Source organism: Cupriavidus necator (assembly GCF_013141915.1).
In the GTDB taxonomy this organism is placed as follows: domain Bacteria; phylum Pseudomonadota; class Gammaproteobacteria; order Burkholderiales; family Burkholderiaceae; genus Cupriavidus; species Cupriavidus necator_B.
Window position 1 is genome coordinate 105,289 of record NZ_SROX01000022.1, and the last position, 15,230, is coordinate 120,518.

The window sequence follows — 15,230 nt, forward strand, 5'->3', positions numbered from 1 at the left end:
CGCTTCGTTCGCGGCGGGCGAACCGGCGCGCGATCGTGGCGATCGCGCCGGAAGTTGCTGAAAGCCACTGGAAGCGCGCGTTATTTCAAGCGTTGCGGCAATGCTTGACTTGGCAATCGATTATGCCACAGGGGGTATGGCGCTCGGTCCCCTGCCCGGTCCCCGAAGGGGGCTGCAATGTAATGTGATTGGCGAAAGGGGGATTTCGCGTATGGCGAAAACGCGGATGGCAGCAGAAAGCGGCCGCCGCGGCAAGCGCGGCGGCCGGCCGGCATCAGCCGCCGAGATAGGCGGCCTTGATCCGGTCGTTGGCCAGCAGGTTGGCGCCGGTATCCGCCAGCACCACCTTGCCCGTTTCCAGCACATAGCCCCGGTCCGCCACCTGCAGCGCCTTGTTGGCGTTCTGCTCGACCAGGAACACGGTGACGCCTTCGTCACGAATGGTGCGGATGATGTCGAAGATCTGCGCGATGATCAACGGCGCCAGCCCCAGCGTTGGCTCGTCCAGCAGCAGCAACCGCGGCCGGCTCATCAGCGCGCGGCCGATCGCCAGCATCTGCTGCTCGCCGCCCGACATGGTGCCGGCGCGCTGGCCCGCGCGCTGGTTCAGGCGCGGGAACAGCTTGAAGACGTGCTCGATGCCCGCCTCGATCTCGTCGCGCCTGGCAAAGAAAGCGCCCATCTTCAGGTTTTCCAGCACCGTCAGGCTGGGGAACACGCGCCGGCCCTCGGGCGAGATCGCCATGCCCAGGCGCATGATCTCGTGCGTCGAGCGCTGGGTGATGTCCTGCCCTTCGAACAGCACGCGCCCGCTGGAGGCGCGCGGCGTGCCGCACACGGTCATCATCAGCGTCGTCTTGCCGGCGCCGTTGCTGCCGATCAGGGTGACGATCTCCCCCTTGTTGACTTCGATCGATACGCCCGACAGCGCCTCGACGGCGCCGTAGTGGGTATGGACCCGTTCCAGCTTCAACATCAGTCCTCTCCCAGGTAGGCCTTGATCACGCGCGGGTCGTTGCGCACCGCTTCGGGCTTGCCGATCACGATGGGCTTGCCGTGTTCCATCACCAGGATGCGGTCGGACACGCCCATCACCAGGCTCATGTCGTGCTCGATCAGAAGCACGGCAATGCCGAACTCGCGGCGCAGCTGGTCGATCAGCTGCTGCAGCTCGATCTTCTCCTGCGGGTTCAGGCCGGCGGCGGGCTCGTCGAGCATCAGCAGCCGGGGCTGGGTGATCATGCAGCGCGCGATCTCGAGCCGGCGCTGGTGGCCGTAAGAAAGCGTGCCCGCTTCGCGGTTGGCGACGCTGGTCAGGCCCATGCGCTCCAGCCACTGGCCGGCACGCTGCAGCGCTGCGCGCTCGGCGCGGCGGTAGGCCGGCGTCGCGAACAACCCGCGCAGGATGCCGGACTGCACCTGCAGGTGTTGCGCCACCAGCAGGTTCTCGACCACGGTCAGGTTGCGGAACAGGCGGATGTTCTGGAACGTGCGCACCAGGCCCTTGCGCGCCACCATATGGCTCGGCAGGCCGGCAATGGCATGCCCGTCCAGCGAGACCTCGCCCGCGGTCGGCTTGTAGAAGCCGCCGACGCAGTTGAACACCGTGGTCTTGCCGGCGCCATTGGGGCCGATGATGGCGAAGACCTCATCCTTGCGCACATCGAAATCGATGCCGTCGACGGCCAGCAGGCCGCCGAAGCGCATCTGCAGGCCCGACACCTTCAGCAGTTCTGCCGTGGTATGGCTCGGCGCATTCATTGCTGCACTCATCGGGGAAGCTCCACGTGCGGGCGGCTCGCGGGCAGCAGGCCCTGCGGACGCCACATCATCATCAGCACCATCACCAGGCCGAAGATCAGCATGCGATATTCGGCAAAGCCACGTGCCACTTCGGGCAGCACGGTCAGCAGGATCGCCGCCAGGATCACTCCCAGCTGCGAGCCCATGCCGCCCAGCACCACCACGGCCAGTACCAGCGCCGATTCGATGAAGGTGAACGACTCCGGATTGACCAGGCCCTGGCGCGCGGCAAAGAACGCGCCGCCCAGGCCGGCGAACGAGGCGCCCAGCGTGAACGCCGACAGCTTGATGCGGGTCGGGTTCAGGCCCAGCGAACGGCAGGCGATTTCGTCCTCGCGGAGCGCCTCCCAGGCGCGCCCCATCGGCATGCGGATCAGCCGGCTGGTCACGAACAGCGTGAAGCCGACCAGCAGCAGCGCGATCAGGTAAAGGAAGATCACCATGTGCTGGCTGGCGTAATCCAGGCCGATCAGCTCGTGGAAGGTGCGCGCGCCCTCGACGCTGGCGCTGCGCGCCATTTCGATGCCGAACACGCTGGGCTTGGGAATGCCCGAGACCCCGTCGGGGCCGCCGGTCAGGCTGGTCAGGTTGTTCAGCAGCAGGCGGATGATCTCGCCGAAGCCGAGCGTGACGATGGCCAGGTAATCGCCGCGCAGGCGCAGCACCGGGAAACCGAGCAGGAAACCGAAGCCCGCCGACATCGCCGCCGCGATCGGCAGGCATTCCCAGAAGGTCAGGCCGAAGTACTGGTTCAGCAGTGCGTAGGTATAGCCGCCCACGGCATAGAAGCCGACATAGCCCAGGTCGAGCAGGCCGGCATAGCCCACCACGATATTCAGGCCGAGGCCCAGGATCACGTAGATCAGCGCCAGCGTGGCCACGTCGACCGCGCCGCGCGAACCGAAGAACGGCCACACCAGCCCCACCGCCAGCAGCACCCACACCGCCACGCGCTGCTGCTGCGCGCCCAGCGCCGGCAGCGCCGGCAGGCGCACCGCGCTGCCGGCGCGCGTCAGCATCGGCTTGAACAGCTGGAACAGGAATACCGCGGCCACGGCGATCCATACGGGCCGCCAGTGCGGTTCCAGCACCACCTTGTAGCCCTCCAGCTTGAGCTGCAGGCCGAGGATGGGGATGGTCAGGATGGCGGTCATCACCGCCGCCGTGATCGCGTTCTTCAACGACTGGCCCGGCGTGGCGCCGCGCACGGCTTGTCCGGCGGACATTGCAGAAACTTGGTTGGTCATGTCTCGCCTCCCTCAGACCTTTTCGACATCGGGCTTGCCCAGCAGCCCGGTCGGACGGAACAGCAGCACCAGCACCAGCAGGCTGAATGCGACCACGTCCTTGTATTCGGCCGGCATGTAGCCCGAGGCGAAGGTTTCCGCCAGGCCCAGCAGCACGCCGCCGAGCATCGCGCCGGGGATGCTGCCGATGCCGCCCAGCACCGCCGCGGTAAAGGCCTTGATGCCGGCAATGAAGCCGATGAAGGGATTGAGCTTGCCGATGGTCAGTCCGATCAGCACGCCGCCCACCGCCGCCAGCATCGCGCCCAGCACGAAGGTGAACGAGATCACCTTGTTGGTGTCGATGCCCAGCAGGTTGGCCATGCGCATGTCCTCGGCGCAGGCGCGGCAGGCGCGGCCCATGCGCGAGCGGCCGATGAACAGCGTCAGCGCCACCATCAGCGCCAGCGTCACGCCGACGATCAGCAGGCGCGAGTACGGCACCGTGACGGTGAAGTCACCGCCCATCTGGAACTCGATGGCGCCCGAGATCAGCACGGGCACCGACACATCGCGCGCGCCCTGCCCGATCTGGACATAGTTCTGCAGGAAGATCGACATGCCGATGGCGGAGATCAGCGGCACCAGCCGCGGCCCGCCGCGCAAGGGCCGGTAAGCCACCCGCTCGACCGCATAGCCGTAGACGCCGGTGACCAGCACCGAGACCAGCAAGGCGGCACCGAGCACCAGCGGCAGGGGGTAGCCGGCCTGGGCGCCGATGGCGGTGAGCGTGACCAGGCCGACATAGGCACCGATCATGTAAATCTCGCCGTGCGCGAAATTGATCATGCCGATGATGCCGTAGACCATTGTGTAGCCGATGGCGATCAGCGCATAGATCGCACCCAGCGTCAGGCCGTTGACCAGCTGCTGGGTGAACTGTGGAAGGAATTCATTCATTGGGGAAGCCTCAGGAACTTGAAGCCCGATACCAGAACGCCCCGCCCGGGGTACGGGCGGGGCGTGTGCGGGAAGGAGCGCCTGCTTAGTTCGCGGCGGTCTTGCTGGCGTCCTTGTGCCAGGTGTAGACCACGAACTTGAAGGACTTCAGGTCGCCCTTGGCGTCGTACTCGACCTTGCCGATCGGCGTGGTGAAGGCGTTCTTGTGCATGTACGCCGCGACCTTGGTGGGATCGGTGCTCTTGGCGCCGGCGATGGCGTCGCCGATGATCTTGACCGCGGCATAGGCCGGCATCTGGAACGGACCGTTGGCGTCACGCTTCTTGTCGGCAAAGGCCTTGACCAGGCCGGCGTTGGCCGGATCGGCCGAGAAGTCGGCCGGCAGCGTCACCAGCATGCCTTCCGACGACGGGCCGGCGATCGCGGTCACGTCCTTGTTGCCCACGCCCTCGGGGCCCATGAAGGTGGCCTTCACGCCCTGCTCGCGCGCCTGGCGCAGCAGCAGGCCCATTTCCGGGTGGTAGCCGCCGAAGTAGACAAAGTCCACGCCCTGCGACTTCAGCTTGGTGATCACGGCCGAGTAGTCCGAGTCGCCGGCGTTGATGCCTTCGAACACGGCCACCGGGATCTTGGCGGCTTCCAGGTCCTTCTTTACCGAGCTGGCGATGCCCTGGCCGTACGACTGCTTGTCGTGCAGCACGGCGACCTTCTTCGGCTTGACCTTGTTGATGATGTACTGGGCCGCGGCCGGACCCTGCTGGTCGTCGCGACCGATGGTGCGGAAGATGAAGTTGCGCTTCTTGGTCTCGGTCAGCTGCGGCGCGGTGGCCGACGGCGTGACCATCACGATGCCTTCGTTCTCGTAGATGTCCGAGGCCGGGATGGTCGAGCCCGAGCAGACGTGGCCGATCACGTACTTGATGTTCTGGCTGACGATCTTGTTGGCCACCGCCACGGCCTGCTTCGGCTCGCAGGCGTCGTCCATCAGCACCACTTCGAACTTGTTGCCGCCGGCGCCGCCAGCGGCGTTGATCTGTTCGACGGCGGTCAGCGCACCGGCCTTGACCATGTCGCCATACTGCGCCACCGAGCCGCTCATCGGGCCGGCAATGGCGATCTTCACGGTTTCAGCGTTGGCGGCGGCGCCGAAGGTAGCCAGCATGGCAGCCAGCGAAATGGTGGTAAGACGGGACAGCGTCATCAGGAGCTCCTCGATTTATGTTTGGGTCAACCGGGCAGAAACGGTATGACCTGCGCAATCGAACAACACCCGCGGACTACAGAGACGGACTGGGAGACAGCGGCCCGAGACGCGGAAGACGAGCCTGCAAAGGAGAGACAGCGTATGCGGGGCCCGGCAAGTGTCAGTCCCGTGAGGTATGGGGACCAAGGTTCGGAAAGACAACGTGTAATGCGTTCTCTATTGCGCAAGCGATTCGCCTGCCCCGCTTGCCGCACCGCATGCCGGAAGGGTGGCCCGGCTGCCGTCGGCAAAGCAGCCCGCATTATAGGGTCAAAATTCCTGCGGTACGCGACTATCGCACAATAAATGCGGAACGAATTTGGGAAAACGCGACACAATTGTCCATGAATTGCGCGCCGGACCATTCAAGGTGCAATTTCCTGCGCTTGCCCGCGCCGCAGTGCACAAGTGCGCCCCGCCCACAAAGACAAACGCCCCGGCGGGCCGGGGCGTCTGCAATTGCTGCACTGCGCAGCGAGGGCAAGCTTAGCGCTTGGCCACGTCCGGCACGTCGCGGGTGGCGGCGCCCACGAACAGCTGGCGCGGACGGCCAATCTTGTATTCCGGATCGGTGATCATCTCTTCCCACTGCGAGATCCAGCCCGGGGTGCGGGCCAGCGCGAAGATGCAGGTGAACAGCGAAGTCGGGATACCCAGCGCGCGCTGCACGATGCCCGAGTAGAAGTCGACGTTCGGGTACAGCTTGCGGCTGACGAAGTATTCGTCTTCCAGCGCGATCTTTTCCAGCTCCATGGCCAGCTTGAACAGCGGGTCGTTGTGCAGGCCCAGTTCGTTCAGCACTTCATGGCAGGTTTCGCGCATCAGCTTGGCGCGCGGATCGTAGTTCTTGTACACGCGGTGGCCAAAGCCCATCAGGCGCACGCCCGAGTTCTTGTCCTTGACCTGCTTGATGAACTCGGGGATGTTGTCGACGCTGCCGATCTCTTCCAGCATCTTCAGCGCGGCTTCGTTGGCCCCGCCGTGGGCCGGGCCCCACAGGCAGGCGACGCCGGCGGCGATCGCTGCGAACGGGTTGGTGCCCGACGAACCGGCCAGGCGCACGGTCGAGGTCGACGCGTTCTGCTCGTGGTCGGCGTGCAGGATGAAGATGCGGTCCAGCGCGCGCTCGAGCACCGGGTTCACGGTGTACGGGGCGCACGGCGTGGCGAACAGCATGCGCAGGAAGTTGCCCGAGTAGGACAGGTCATTCTGCGGGTAGATGTACGGCTGGCCGATGTTGTACTTGTACGCCATCGCGACCATGGTCGGCATCTTGGCGATCAGGCGGATGGCCGAGATCTCGCGCTGGTGCGGATCGTCGATGTCCATGGCGTCGTGGTAGAACGCGCTCATGGCGCCCACCAGGCCGGTCAGCACGGCCATCGGGTGCGCATCGCGGCGGAAGCCGCGCATGAAGAACTGCAGCTGCTCGTGGACCATGGTGTGGTTCATCACATGGCCGACGAATTCTTCCTTCTGCTTGGCGTTGGGCAGCTCGCCCTTGAGCAGCAGGTAGCAGGTCTCGAGGTGGTCGCACTTCTGCGCCAGCTGCTCGATCGGGTAGCCGCGGTACAGCAGCTCGCCCTTGTCGCCGTCGATATAGGTGATCTTGGAATTGCACGAAGCCGTCGACATGAAACCGGGGTCGTAGGTGAACTTACCGGTTTGTCCGTACAGCTTGCGAATGTCGATCACGTCCGGGCCAACCGTACCCGTGTAAATCGGCAGCTCAACGCTGGGGGAACCATCGGAGAACGATAGCGTGGCTTTCACATCGGACGGCGTCATGTCGGATCCTTCAAATGCTGTGAATAATAATGTTGACCAAAACTCAGACCGTACGCAGCAGGGCAATGACTCGCTGCATCGGGGGCGTGTCGAGCTCACCGTCCAGTTCCTTGCGGGCAAGGAGCAGGTCCATCAACTCGTTGTCGCTGAGCTCGAACAGCTGGCTCAGCGAAGCCACATCCTCGTCGGACAGGCTCTCCTCGTAACGGTTGAAGAAACGTTCGACGATGATGTCGTTCTCCAGGAGGCCGCGGCGGGCACGCCAGCGCAACCGGGCGCGCTTGTGCGGATCGGCCTGATGGGAGAAGTTGGTGGCAGGACTCTCGGTCATGGCTTCCTACTTTCGGCGCGCCCGCCAGATATAGCCGCTCTGGCTGACGCGCCGCTTACTGCTTAGACAGCCGCAGGATCACACCGCGCGGCGGACCATCAGCTCCTTGATCTTGCCGATGGCCTTGGTCGGGTTCAGACCCTTCGGGCACACGTCGACGCAGTTCATGATGCTGTGGCAACGGAACAGGCGGTACGGGTCGTTCAGGTTGTCGAGGCGCTCGCTGGTGGCCTGGTCGCGGCTGTCCGCAATGAAGCGGTAAGCCTGCAGCAGGCCGGCGGGGCCGACGAACTTGTCCGGGTTCCACCAGAACGACGGGCACGAGGTCGAGCAGCTGGCGCACAGAATGCACTCGTACAGGCCGTCCAGCTCGTCACGCTCTTCCGGCGACTGCAGGCGCTCTTTCTCGGGCGGCGGCTCGTCGTTGATCAGGAACGGCTTGATCGAGTTGTACTGCTTGAAGAAGTTCGTCATGTCGACGATCAGGTCGCGCACCACCGGCAGGCCGGGCAGCGGACGCAGCACGATGCGGTCCGGCAGCTCGCGCATGTTGGTCAGGCAGGCCAGGCCGTTCTTGCCGTTGATGTTCATCGCGTCCGAGCCGCACACGCCTTCGCGGCACGAGCGGCGGAACGAGATGGTCTCGTCCAGCTTCTTCAGCTTGACCAGCGCGTCCAGCAGCATGCGCTCGTGGCCGTCCAGCTCGACCTCGTAGGTCTGCATGCGCGGCGCCGCATCCTTGTCCGGATCGTAGCGGTAGACTTCGAAAATACGCTTCATTTCTGTGGGTCCTGTTATCTCTACGATGCGGTGCTCAGAAGGTACGGGCCTTCGGCGGCACGCTTTCCACCGTCAGCGGTTCCATCTTCACCGGCTTGTAGTCGAGGCGGTTGCCTTCGCTGTAGAACAGCGTGTGCTTGAGCCAGTTCTGGTCGTCGCGATTCGGGAAGTCGCTGTGCGCGTGGGCGCCGCGCGATTCCTTGCGGGCCGCGGCCGAGATCATGGTGGCCTTGGCCACTTCCACCAGGTTGGCCACTTCCAGGGCTTCCACCAGCGCGGTGTTGAAGACCTTGGACTTGTCCTTCAGGTGGATGTTGTTGGCGCGCTCGGAGACTTCCAGGATGCGCTCGACGCCTTCGTCCATCAGCTTCTGGGTGCGGAACACGCCGGCATGCGACTGCATGTTCTTGCGGATGTCGTTGGCGACATCCTGCGTGTATTCACCCGAGCTCGTGCCTTGCAGCTTGGCCAGGCGCGACAGCGCCAGGTCGGCGGCATCGGCCGGCAGCGGCTTGTGTTCCTTCTGCTTCAGGTTCTGCGCGATGATGTGGTTGCCGGCAGCACGGCCGAACACCACCAGGTCGAGCAGCGAGTTGGTGCCCAGGCGGTTGGCGCCGTGCACCGACACGCACGAGCATTCGCCGATCGCGTAGAAACCGTTCAGGACTTCGTTCGGGTTGCCGTTCTTCGGCACCACGACCTGGCCGTGATAGTTGGTCGGGATACCGCCCATCTGGTAGTGGATGGTCGGGACCACGGGGATCGGTTCCTTGATCGCGTCGACGTTGGCGAACTTCATGCCGATTTCGCGGATCGACGGCAGGCGCTTCATGATGGTCTCGGCACCGACGTGGGTCAGGTCGAGCAGCACGTAGTCGCCGTTCGGGCCGCAGCCGCGGCCTTCCTTGATTTCCTGGTCCATCGAGCGCGAGACGAAGTCGCGCGGCGCCAGGTCCTTCAGCGTCGGCGCGTAGCGCTCCATGAAGCGCTCGCCGTCCTTGTTGCGCAGGATGCCGCCTTCGCCGCGCACGCCTTCGGTGATCAGCACGCCCGCGCCGGCCACGCCGGTCGGGTGGAACTGCCAGAACTCCATGTCTTCCAGCGGCACGCCGGCGCGCGCTGCCATGCCCAGGCCGTCACCGGTGTTGATGAAGGCATTGGTGGAAGCGGCGTAGATGCGGCCGGCACCGCCGGTGGCGAACAGCGTGGTCTTGGCCTCGAGGATGTAGACCTCGCCGGTTTCCATTTCCAGCGCGGTCACGCCCAGCACGTCGCCGTCCTGGTCGCGGATCAGGTCCAGCGCCATCCATTCGACGAAGAAGTGGGTCTTGGCGCGCACGTTGCGCTGGTACAGCGTGTGCAGCAGCGCGTGGCCGGTACGGTCAGCCGCGGCGCAGGCGCGCTGCACCGGCTTTTCACCGTAGTTGGCGGTGTGGCCGCCGAACGGACGCTGGTAGATGGTGCCGTCGGGGTTGCGGTCGAACGGCATGCCGAAGTGTTCGAGCTCGTACACGACCTTCGGCGCTTCACGGCACATGAACTCGATGGCGTCCTGGTCACCCAGCCAGTCCGAGCCCTTGATGGTGTCGTAGAAGTGATAGTGCCAGTTGTCCTCGCTCATGTTGCCGAGCGAGGCACCGATGCCGCCCTGCGCCGCCACGGTGTGCGAGCGCGTCGGGAACACCTTGGACAGCACGGCCACGTTCAGGCCGGCTTCCGCGAGCTGGAGGGATGCGCGCATCCCGGCGCCGCCAGCACCGACGATGACCACGTCAAAGCGGCGACGCGGCAATCCAGTCTTGACTGCGACCATTTATTACACCCTCCAGAGAATCTGAGCAGCGTAGCCCGCGCAACCGACGAGCCACAGAATCGTAAGAACTTGCAGCACGAGGCGCACCGCCATCGGCTTCACATAGTCCATCCAGATGTCGCGCACGCCGATCCAGGCGTGATACAGCAGCGACAGGATGGTGAGGAACGTGATGATCTTCATCCACTGGTTGGCGAAGAGCCCTGCCCACGCTTCATACGAAGCGCCGTTCGACAGCAGGAAGGCAATGGCCAGGATCACGGTGAAGACCACCATGACCACAGCCGTGACACGTTGTGCGAGCCAGTCTTTCAGGCCGTAGTGGGCACCGACGACAAGACGCTTGGGACCGATATTGTTATTTGCCACCTTGATTCTCCTCAGAACAGGCCGAACAGCTTCAGGCCGAAAATCAGGGTAAGCAGCAGGCTCACAACCAGCACGCTGATGGCAGACTTGGCCGAGGCGGGCTTGGAGACACCAACGTGCACATCCAGCAGCAGGAAGCGGATACCAGCGCAGAAGTGATGCAGATAACCCCAGATCAGGGCCAGCACAACCAGCTTGACAAAGCCGCCGGACAACAGGGCCGAGAACTTTGCGAAGCTCAGTTCGGAGGTGATGCTCTGCTCAAACAGATACAGGACGAAGGGAAGGAGGAGGAACATCAGTGCACCGCTCACGCGATGCAGGATGGATACCTTGCCGGCCCAGGGCAACCGGTATTTCGCGATCTGCGAAATACCGATATTCCGGAACTCCGGCCTGGCTTGTTTGACGGCTTCAGCCATGCGAGACCCCATTAGCGGTAAACAAAGAAACGAAACTGCCATTGCCCTGCATGCAACGGGATGCACTAGGGCAAATCCATGAGATTTTAGCGCCTTTGTTGCGCGCTGCACCAATAATTTTCAGCTATCGCGCCCCGGCCAGCGCCGCCCGACAATCGCACACAACGCACATTCGACGCCCGTCACCAGGCCACGACCACCGTGTCGCGCAACAGCCGGCATTACGCTGGCAGAGATCCACAATAATCGGCGCGCGAATATCAAGCTGGGCGCCGATTCAGCTGAGGTCGTTCTGGTAATAGTGCTTGGTCGTCACGTACAGCCCGCGGCGCACTTCCACGGGGCGGTCGCCATAGGTGTAGGAAACACGCTCGACCGACAGCAGCGGCGAGCCCACCGGTACGGACAGCAGCTCGGCCGCCGTTTCATCGGCCGGCACCGCGCGGATTTTTTCCGAGGCGCGAATCATGCGCGTACCGAATTCGGCCTCGAACAATGCATACATAGGGCCCTTCCACTCGGTCAGCTTTTCCGCGGTGAGGCCCTTGAAGTTGGCGCCGAGCAGCCAGATGTCATCCAGCACGGTCGATTCGCCGGAGAAGTTCAGCACGCGGCGGATCTGCACCACGCTGTCGCCGGTGCGGATGTCGAGCAGCCGCGCGATCTCAGCCGGGGCGCGCAGGCGCTTGCATTCCAGGACCTGGCTGGCGCCATAATGGGGTTCGCCTTCGTCGGGGACGAGGCGCAGGAAGCGGAACTTGACCACATCTTCATGGTGCGTGGTCACGAAGGTGCCCTTGCCCTGGCGGCGTGCCACCAGGTTCTCGGCGGCGAGCTCGTCGATGGCCTTGCGCACCGTCCCCTGGCTGACCTTGTAGCGCGACGCCAGCTCCATTTCGCTGGGAATCATCTCGCCAGGCTTCCATTCGCCGGATTGCAGGCTGCGCGTGATCAACGCCTTGATCTGCTGGTAAAGCGGACTGAACGTCGGCGACGGCACTGACTGCGGACCAGGGGCAGGGCCAGATTGCGGGGCGGCGTGCGGCGCGGGAACCGGCGCAGGCGGCGAAAGCGGCTGCGTCCCGGCGCCAGGCGTGGCGGCGCCAGAATCCTGCGCGCCGGGGGCGGCCGCGCCGGTCAGGGACGTAGGCAGGGAGGACATAGCGCGATTTCACCACAAAAGGCCGAGCGACGTCCAGCCTTACGTTAATTGTCTTATGTCTTATATAAGACATATGAATTGACATGGGCGAGAGGCCGGGCCTACACTCGCGCTGGTCCACGCCCGCGACGGCCCGTGCCAGCAACTGCCAGGATAGCGGAATGTACCGGCCCGGCAGCAGCCCGGTCTGGAAATGGCGCCTCGCTTCGCAGTAGACTAACGCTTTGTTGCATCACCATGACCCGTTGTGGCTCTCCCCCACCGGCCCCGCCACCTGGCTCCGGCGGACGGCCGCTCCCCGCTGTGGCGACAACCAGCACCCGGTGACACACCGCGCGCCTTATCCTGGCGCCGATGCGCCACCGACCGGCATTCCCCCTTCTATCGTTTGGAGATTTACTCATGGCTAAAGCCCCAATGCGCGTCGCAGTGACCGGCGCCGCTGGCCAGATCGGCTACTCCCTGCTGTTCCGCATCGCCAATGGCGACATGCTGGGCAAAGACCAGCCGGTCATCCTCCAACTGCTCGACCTCCCGCAAGCCCAGCAAGCCGTCAAGGGCGTGGTGATGGAACTGGAAGACTGCGCGTTCCCGCTGCTGGCCGGCGTGGTCATCACCGATGACCCCAAAGTGGCCTTCAAGGACGCCGACGTAGCCCTGCTGGTGGGTGCCCGTCCGCGCAGCAAGGGCATGGAGCGCAAGGACCTGCTCGAAGCCAACGCCCAGATCTTCACGGTGCAGGGCAAGGCGCTGGACGAAGTCGCCAGCCGCAATGTCAAGGTGCTGGTGGTCGGCAACCCGGCCAACACCAACGCCTACATCGCCATGAAGTCGGCGCCGAACCTGCCGCGCGAGAACTTCACCGCGATGCTGCGCCTGGACCACAACCGCGCGCTGTCGCAGATCGCCGCCAAGACCGGCAAGCCGGTGTCGTCGATCGAGAAGATGTTCGTGTGGGGCAACCACAGCCCGACCATGTACGCCGACTACCGCTACGCCACCGTCGACGGCAAGAGCGTCAAGGACCTGATCAACGACCCGGTGTGGAACAACGACGTGTTCCTGCCGACCGTCGGCAAGCGCGGCGCTGCCATCATCGAGGCGCGTGGCCTGTCGTCGGCGGCTTCGGCTGCCAACGCCGCCATCGACCACGTGCATGACTGGGTGCTGGGCAGCAACGGCCGCGTCGTCACCATGGGCATCCCGTCGAACGGCGAATACGGCATCCCGGCCGACACCATGTTTGGCTACCCGGTGACCTGCGCCAACGGCAAGTACGAGATCGTCAAGGGTCTGGAGATCGACGCCTACAGCCAGGAAAAGATCAATATCACCCTGAAGGAACTGGAAGAAGAAAAGGCCGGCGTGCAGCATCTGCTGGGCTGATCTTCCGAGCGCCAGAAAAAAGACCGGGGTTCCGCAACGATTCAAGAATCGGCGCGGACCCCGGTTTTTTCATAGGCAACGGCCATGCGGCCCTGCCCTGTCCGCCAACTTCAATCTCCGAATCAACGTGCATCCTTCCGAGGTCTTGTTCCAGGGCGAAGCCATCCCGGTCCAGTTGCCGGTGTGTGACCATTACGCGGGTAGCGAAAAGCTGATGCGCAAATCGCTGGCCCTGCAGCAAGAGCTTGGCCCGGTCTTCGACATCACCTTCGACTGCGAGGACGGCGCCGCCGTGGGCCACGAGCGCGAGCACGCTGAGCTGTGCGCGCAGCTGGTCAACGGCCCGCTCAATGCCCACAACCGGGTGGGCGTGCGCATCCATGACCCGGCCCACCCCAGCTGGCGCCAGGATGTCGACGTGCTGGTGCGCGCCGCCGGCGCGCGGCTGGCCTATGTGGTGGTGCCCAAGGTCACCGACGTGGTCGAGGTCGCGCGCGTGACCGACCATGTCAACCAGGTGGCGCGCAGTGCCGGCATCGCCCGCCATATCCCGATCCATGTGCTGATCGAAACCCATGCGGCGCTGGAGCAGGCCTTCGATATCGCCGCGCTGGTGCAGGTGGAATGCCTGAGCTTCGGCCTGATGGACTTTGTCTCGGCCCACCATGGCGCGATTCCCGGCGAGGCCATGCGTTCGCCACAGCAGTTCGAACACCCGCTGGTGCGCCGCGCCATGCTGGAGATCTCCGCCGCGTGCCACCGCCATGGCAAGGTACCCTCGCACAACGTCAGCACCGACGTGCAAGCGCCGCAGCGCGCTGGCGACGATGCGCTGCGCGCGCGCAGCGAGTTCGGCTACCTGCGCAAGTGGAGCATCCATCCGGGCCAGATCGCCCCGATCGTGGCGGCGTTCCGCCCGGGCGCGGAAGAGATCGGCGCGGCCAGCCAGATCCTGCTGGCCGCGCATGAGAACAACTGGGCACCGATCCGCCATGAAGGCCAGTTGCACGACCGCGCCAGCTACCGCTATTACTGGTCGCTGCTGCAGCGCGCGCAGGCCACCGGCACGCCGCTGCCAGCCACCGTGGAAGCGCTGTTCTTCGGCTGAAGCCGATACCGATACCAAGAACCCCTCCGGGCAGCGCCCAAGGAGACACGGATGTCCGCCTCGAAGTTCGTTGCACCCGACGCCGCGCCGAGCGCGCCGGCGGCGCCGCGGGTCAAGAAATCCGTCGCCTTGTCGGGCGTGACCGCCGGCAACACCGCGCTGTGCACGGTCGGCCGCACCGGCAACGACCTGCACTACCGCGGCTACGACATCCTCGACATCGCCGAGACCTGCGAGTTCGAGGAAATCGCCCACCTGCTGGTGCACGGCAAGCTGCCGACCAAATCCGAGCTCGCCGCCTACAAGGCCAAGCTCAAGAGCCTGCGCGGCCTGCCCGCCAACGTCAAGGCCGCGCTCGAATGGGTGCCTGCCAGCGCCCATCCGATGGACGTGATGCGCACCGGCGTGTCGGTGCTGGGCACCGTGCTGCCGGAGAAGGAAGACCACAACACCCCGGGCGCGCGCGATATTGCCGACCGCCTGATGGCCAGCCTCGGCTCGATGCTGCTGTACTGGTACCACTACAGCCACAACGGCCGCCGTATCGAGGTGGAGACCGACGATGAATCCATCGGCGGCCACTTCCTGCACCTGCTGCACGGCGAGAAGCCGTCGGCGCTGTGGGAGCGCGCCATGAACACCTCGCTCAACCTGTACGCCGAGCACGAGTTCAACGCCAGCACCTTCACCGCGCGCGTGATCGCCGGCACGGGCTCGGACATGTACTCGTCGATCGCCGGCGCGATCGGCGCGCTGCGCGGTCCCAAGCACGGCGGCGCCAACGAAGTCGCGTTCGAGATCCAGAAGCGCTACGACAACCCCGATGAGGCCCAGGCCGA

15 protein-coding genes are annotated in these 15,230 nt (G+C 64.7%); 3 read left to right on the plus strand and 12 right to left on the minus strand.

The genetic code is table 11. The annotated features are described in order from the left end of the window. Positions 1-274: 274 nt before the first annotated feature. The 12 genes from E5S69_RS28655 to E5S69_RS28710 all read right to left on the minus strand — a co-directional run bounded on the left by E5S69_RS28655 (position 275) and on the right by E5S69_RS28710 (position 11,897). Positions 275-976: an ABC transporter ATP-binding protein gene (locus E5S69_RS28655; protein WP_171517825.1), complete on the minus strand. Its 702-nt coding sequence runs from the start codon at positions 974-976 to the stop codon at positions 275-277. After that, a complete protein-coding gene (livG, locus tag E5S69_RS28660) occupies positions 976-1,761 on the minus strand; it encodes a high-affinity branched-chain amino acid ABC transporter ATP-binding protein LivG (RefSeq protein ID WP_171517838.1) in 786 nt (261 codons plus the stop codon). The genes E5S69_RS28655 and livG overlap by 1 nt, the downstream gene beginning before the upstream one ends. Positions 1,762-1,769: 8 nt before the next feature. After that, positions 1,770-3,029 carry a high-affinity branched-chain amino acid ABC transporter permease LivM gene (locus E5S69_RS28665; protein ID WP_171517839.1) on the minus strand — a complete coding sequence of 420 codons (1,260 nt, stop codon included), beginning with the start codon at positions 3,027-3,029 and terminating at the stop codon, positions 1,770-1,772. A gap of 33 nt (positions 3,030-3,062) precedes the next feature. Continuing rightward, positions 3,063-3,989 carry a high-affinity branched-chain amino acid ABC transporter permease LivH gene (livH, locus tag E5S69_RS28670; RefSeq protein WP_018005204.1) on the minus strand — a complete coding sequence of 309 codons (927 nt, stop codon included), beginning with the start codon at positions 3,987-3,989 and terminating at the stop codon, positions 3,063-3,065. 85 nt (positions 3,990-4,074) lie between these two features. Next, positions 4,075-5,190, minus strand: a complete 1,116-nt coding sequence (locus E5S69_RS28675) for a branched-chain amino acid ABC transporter substrate-binding protein (RefSeq protein WP_171517826.1) — start codon at positions 5,188-5,190, stop codon at positions 4,075-4,077. Between the two features lie 528 nt (positions 5,191-5,718). Further along, a complete protein-coding gene (gene gltA, locus E5S69_RS28680; RefSeq protein WP_171517827.1) occupies positions 5,719-7,020 on the minus strand; it encodes a citrate synthase in 1,302 nt (433 codons plus the stop codon). A 43-nt stretch (positions 7,021-7,063) separates the two neighbouring features. Beyond that, positions 7,064-7,351 carry a succinate dehydrogenase assembly factor 2 gene (locus E5S69_RS28685; RefSeq protein ID WP_171517828.1) on the minus strand — a complete coding sequence of 96 codons (288 nt, stop codon included), beginning with the start codon at positions 7,349-7,351 and terminating at the stop codon, positions 7,064-7,066. A gap of 78 nt (positions 7,352-7,429) precedes the next feature. After that, a complete protein-coding gene (locus tag E5S69_RS28690) occupies positions 7,430-8,131 on the minus strand; it encodes a succinate dehydrogenase iron-sulfur subunit (protein WP_011298473.1) in 702 nt (233 codons plus the stop codon). 34 nt (positions 8,132-8,165) lie between these two features. Beyond that, the gene (gene sdhA / locus E5S69_RS28695) at positions 8,166-9,944 is read right to left on the minus strand and encodes a succinate dehydrogenase flavoprotein subunit (protein WP_171517829.1); all 1,779 of its coding nucleotides are present in this window, start codon (positions 9,942-9,944) and stop codon (positions 8,166-8,168) included. A 3-nt stretch (positions 9,945-9,947) separates the two neighbouring features. Next, complete coding sequence (gene sdhD, locus E5S69_RS28700; protein WP_012353372.1) at positions 9,948-10,313, minus strand: succinate dehydrogenase, hydrophobic membrane anchor protein; 366 nt, start codon at positions 10,311-10,313, stop codon at positions 9,948-9,950. An 11-nt stretch (positions 10,314-10,324) separates the two neighbouring features. After that, positions 10,325-10,735, minus strand: a complete 411-nt coding sequence (sdhC, locus tag E5S69_RS28705; RefSeq protein WP_012353373.1) for a succinate dehydrogenase, cytochrome b556 subunit — start codon at positions 10,733-10,735, stop codon at positions 10,325-10,327. A 277-nt stretch (positions 10,736-11,012) separates the two neighbouring features. Next, positions 11,013-11,897, minus strand: a complete 885-nt coding sequence (locus tag E5S69_RS28710; protein ID WP_171517830.1) for a GntR family transcriptional regulator — start codon at positions 11,895-11,897, stop codon at positions 11,013-11,015. A gap of 402 nt (positions 11,898-12,299) precedes the next feature. Between E5S69_RS28710 and E5S69_RS28715 the strand changes: the two genes are divergently transcribed. The 3 genes from E5S69_RS28715 to E5S69_RS28725 form a co-directional block, all read left to right on the plus strand. Then, positions 12,300-13,283 (plus strand): malate dehydrogenase, encoded by a 984-nt coding sequence (locus E5S69_RS28715; protein WP_171517831.1) that lies wholly within the window; start codon positions 12,300-12,302, stop codon positions 13,281-13,283. Positions 13,284-13,410: 127 nt separating this feature from the next. After that, on the plus strand, positions 13,411-14,391 hold the full coding sequence (locus tag E5S69_RS28720; RefSeq protein ID WP_171517832.1) for an aldolase/citrate lyase family protein: 981 nt from the start codon (positions 13,411-13,413) through the stop codon (positions 14,389-14,391). Positions 14,392-14,442: 51 nt separating this feature from the next. Then, the coding region (locus E5S69_RS28725) for a citrate/2-methylcitrate synthase (RefSeq protein WP_171517833.1) at positions 14,443-15,230 on the plus strand (788 nt) is incomplete at its 3' end.

What these genes read in the sequence shown, in the direction of transcription:
- E5S69_RS28655 (WP_171517825.1), bottom strand. Translation starts at nt 976, where the DNA reads ATGTTGAAGCTGGAACGGGTCCATACCCACTACGGCGCCGTCGAGGCG.
- livG (WP_171517838.1), bottom strand. Translation starts at nt 1,761, where the DNA reads ATGAATGCGCCGAGCCATACCACGGCAGAACTGCTGAAGGTGTCGGGC.
- E5S69_RS28665 (WP_171517839.1), bottom strand. Translation starts at nt 3,029, where the DNA reads ATGTCCGCCGGACAAGCCGTGCGCGGCGCCACGCCGGGCCAGTCGTTG.
- livH (WP_018005204.1), bottom strand. Translation starts at nt 3,989, where the DNA reads ATGAATGAATTCCTTCCACAGTTCACCCAGCAGCTGGTCAACGGCCTG.
- E5S69_RS28675 (WP_171517826.1), bottom strand. Translation starts at nt 5,190, where the DNA reads ATGACGCTGTCCCGTCTTACCACCATTTCGCTGGCTGCCATGCTGGCT.
- gltA (WP_171517827.1), bottom strand. Translation starts at nt 7,020, where the DNA reads ATGACGCCGTCCGATGTGAAAGCCACGCTATCGTTCTCCGATGGTTCC.
- E5S69_RS28685 (WP_171517828.1), bottom strand. Translation starts at nt 7,351, where the DNA reads ATGACCGAGAGTCCTGCCACCAACTTCTCCCATCAGGCCGATCCGCAC.
- E5S69_RS28690 (WP_011298473.1), bottom strand. Translation starts at nt 8,131, where the DNA reads ATGAAGCGTATTTTCGAAGTCTACCGCTACGATCCGGACAAGGATGCG.
- sdhA (WP_171517829.1), bottom strand. Translation starts at nt 9,944, where the DNA reads ATGGTCGCAGTCAAGACTGGATTGCCGCGTCGCCGCTTTGACGTGGTC.
- sdhC (WP_012353373.1), bottom strand. Translation starts at nt 10,735, where the DNA reads ATGGCTGAAGCCGTCAAACAAGCCAGGCCGGAGTTCCGGAATATCGGT.
- E5S69_RS28710 (WP_171517830.1), bottom strand. Translation starts at nt 11,897, where the DNA reads ATGTCCTCCCTGCCTACGTCCCTGACCGGCGCGGCCGCCCCCGGCGCG.
- E5S69_RS28715 (WP_171517831.1), top strand. Translation starts at nt 12,300, where the DNA reads ATGGCTAAAGCCCCAATGCGCGTCGCAGTGACCGGCGCCGCTGGCCAG.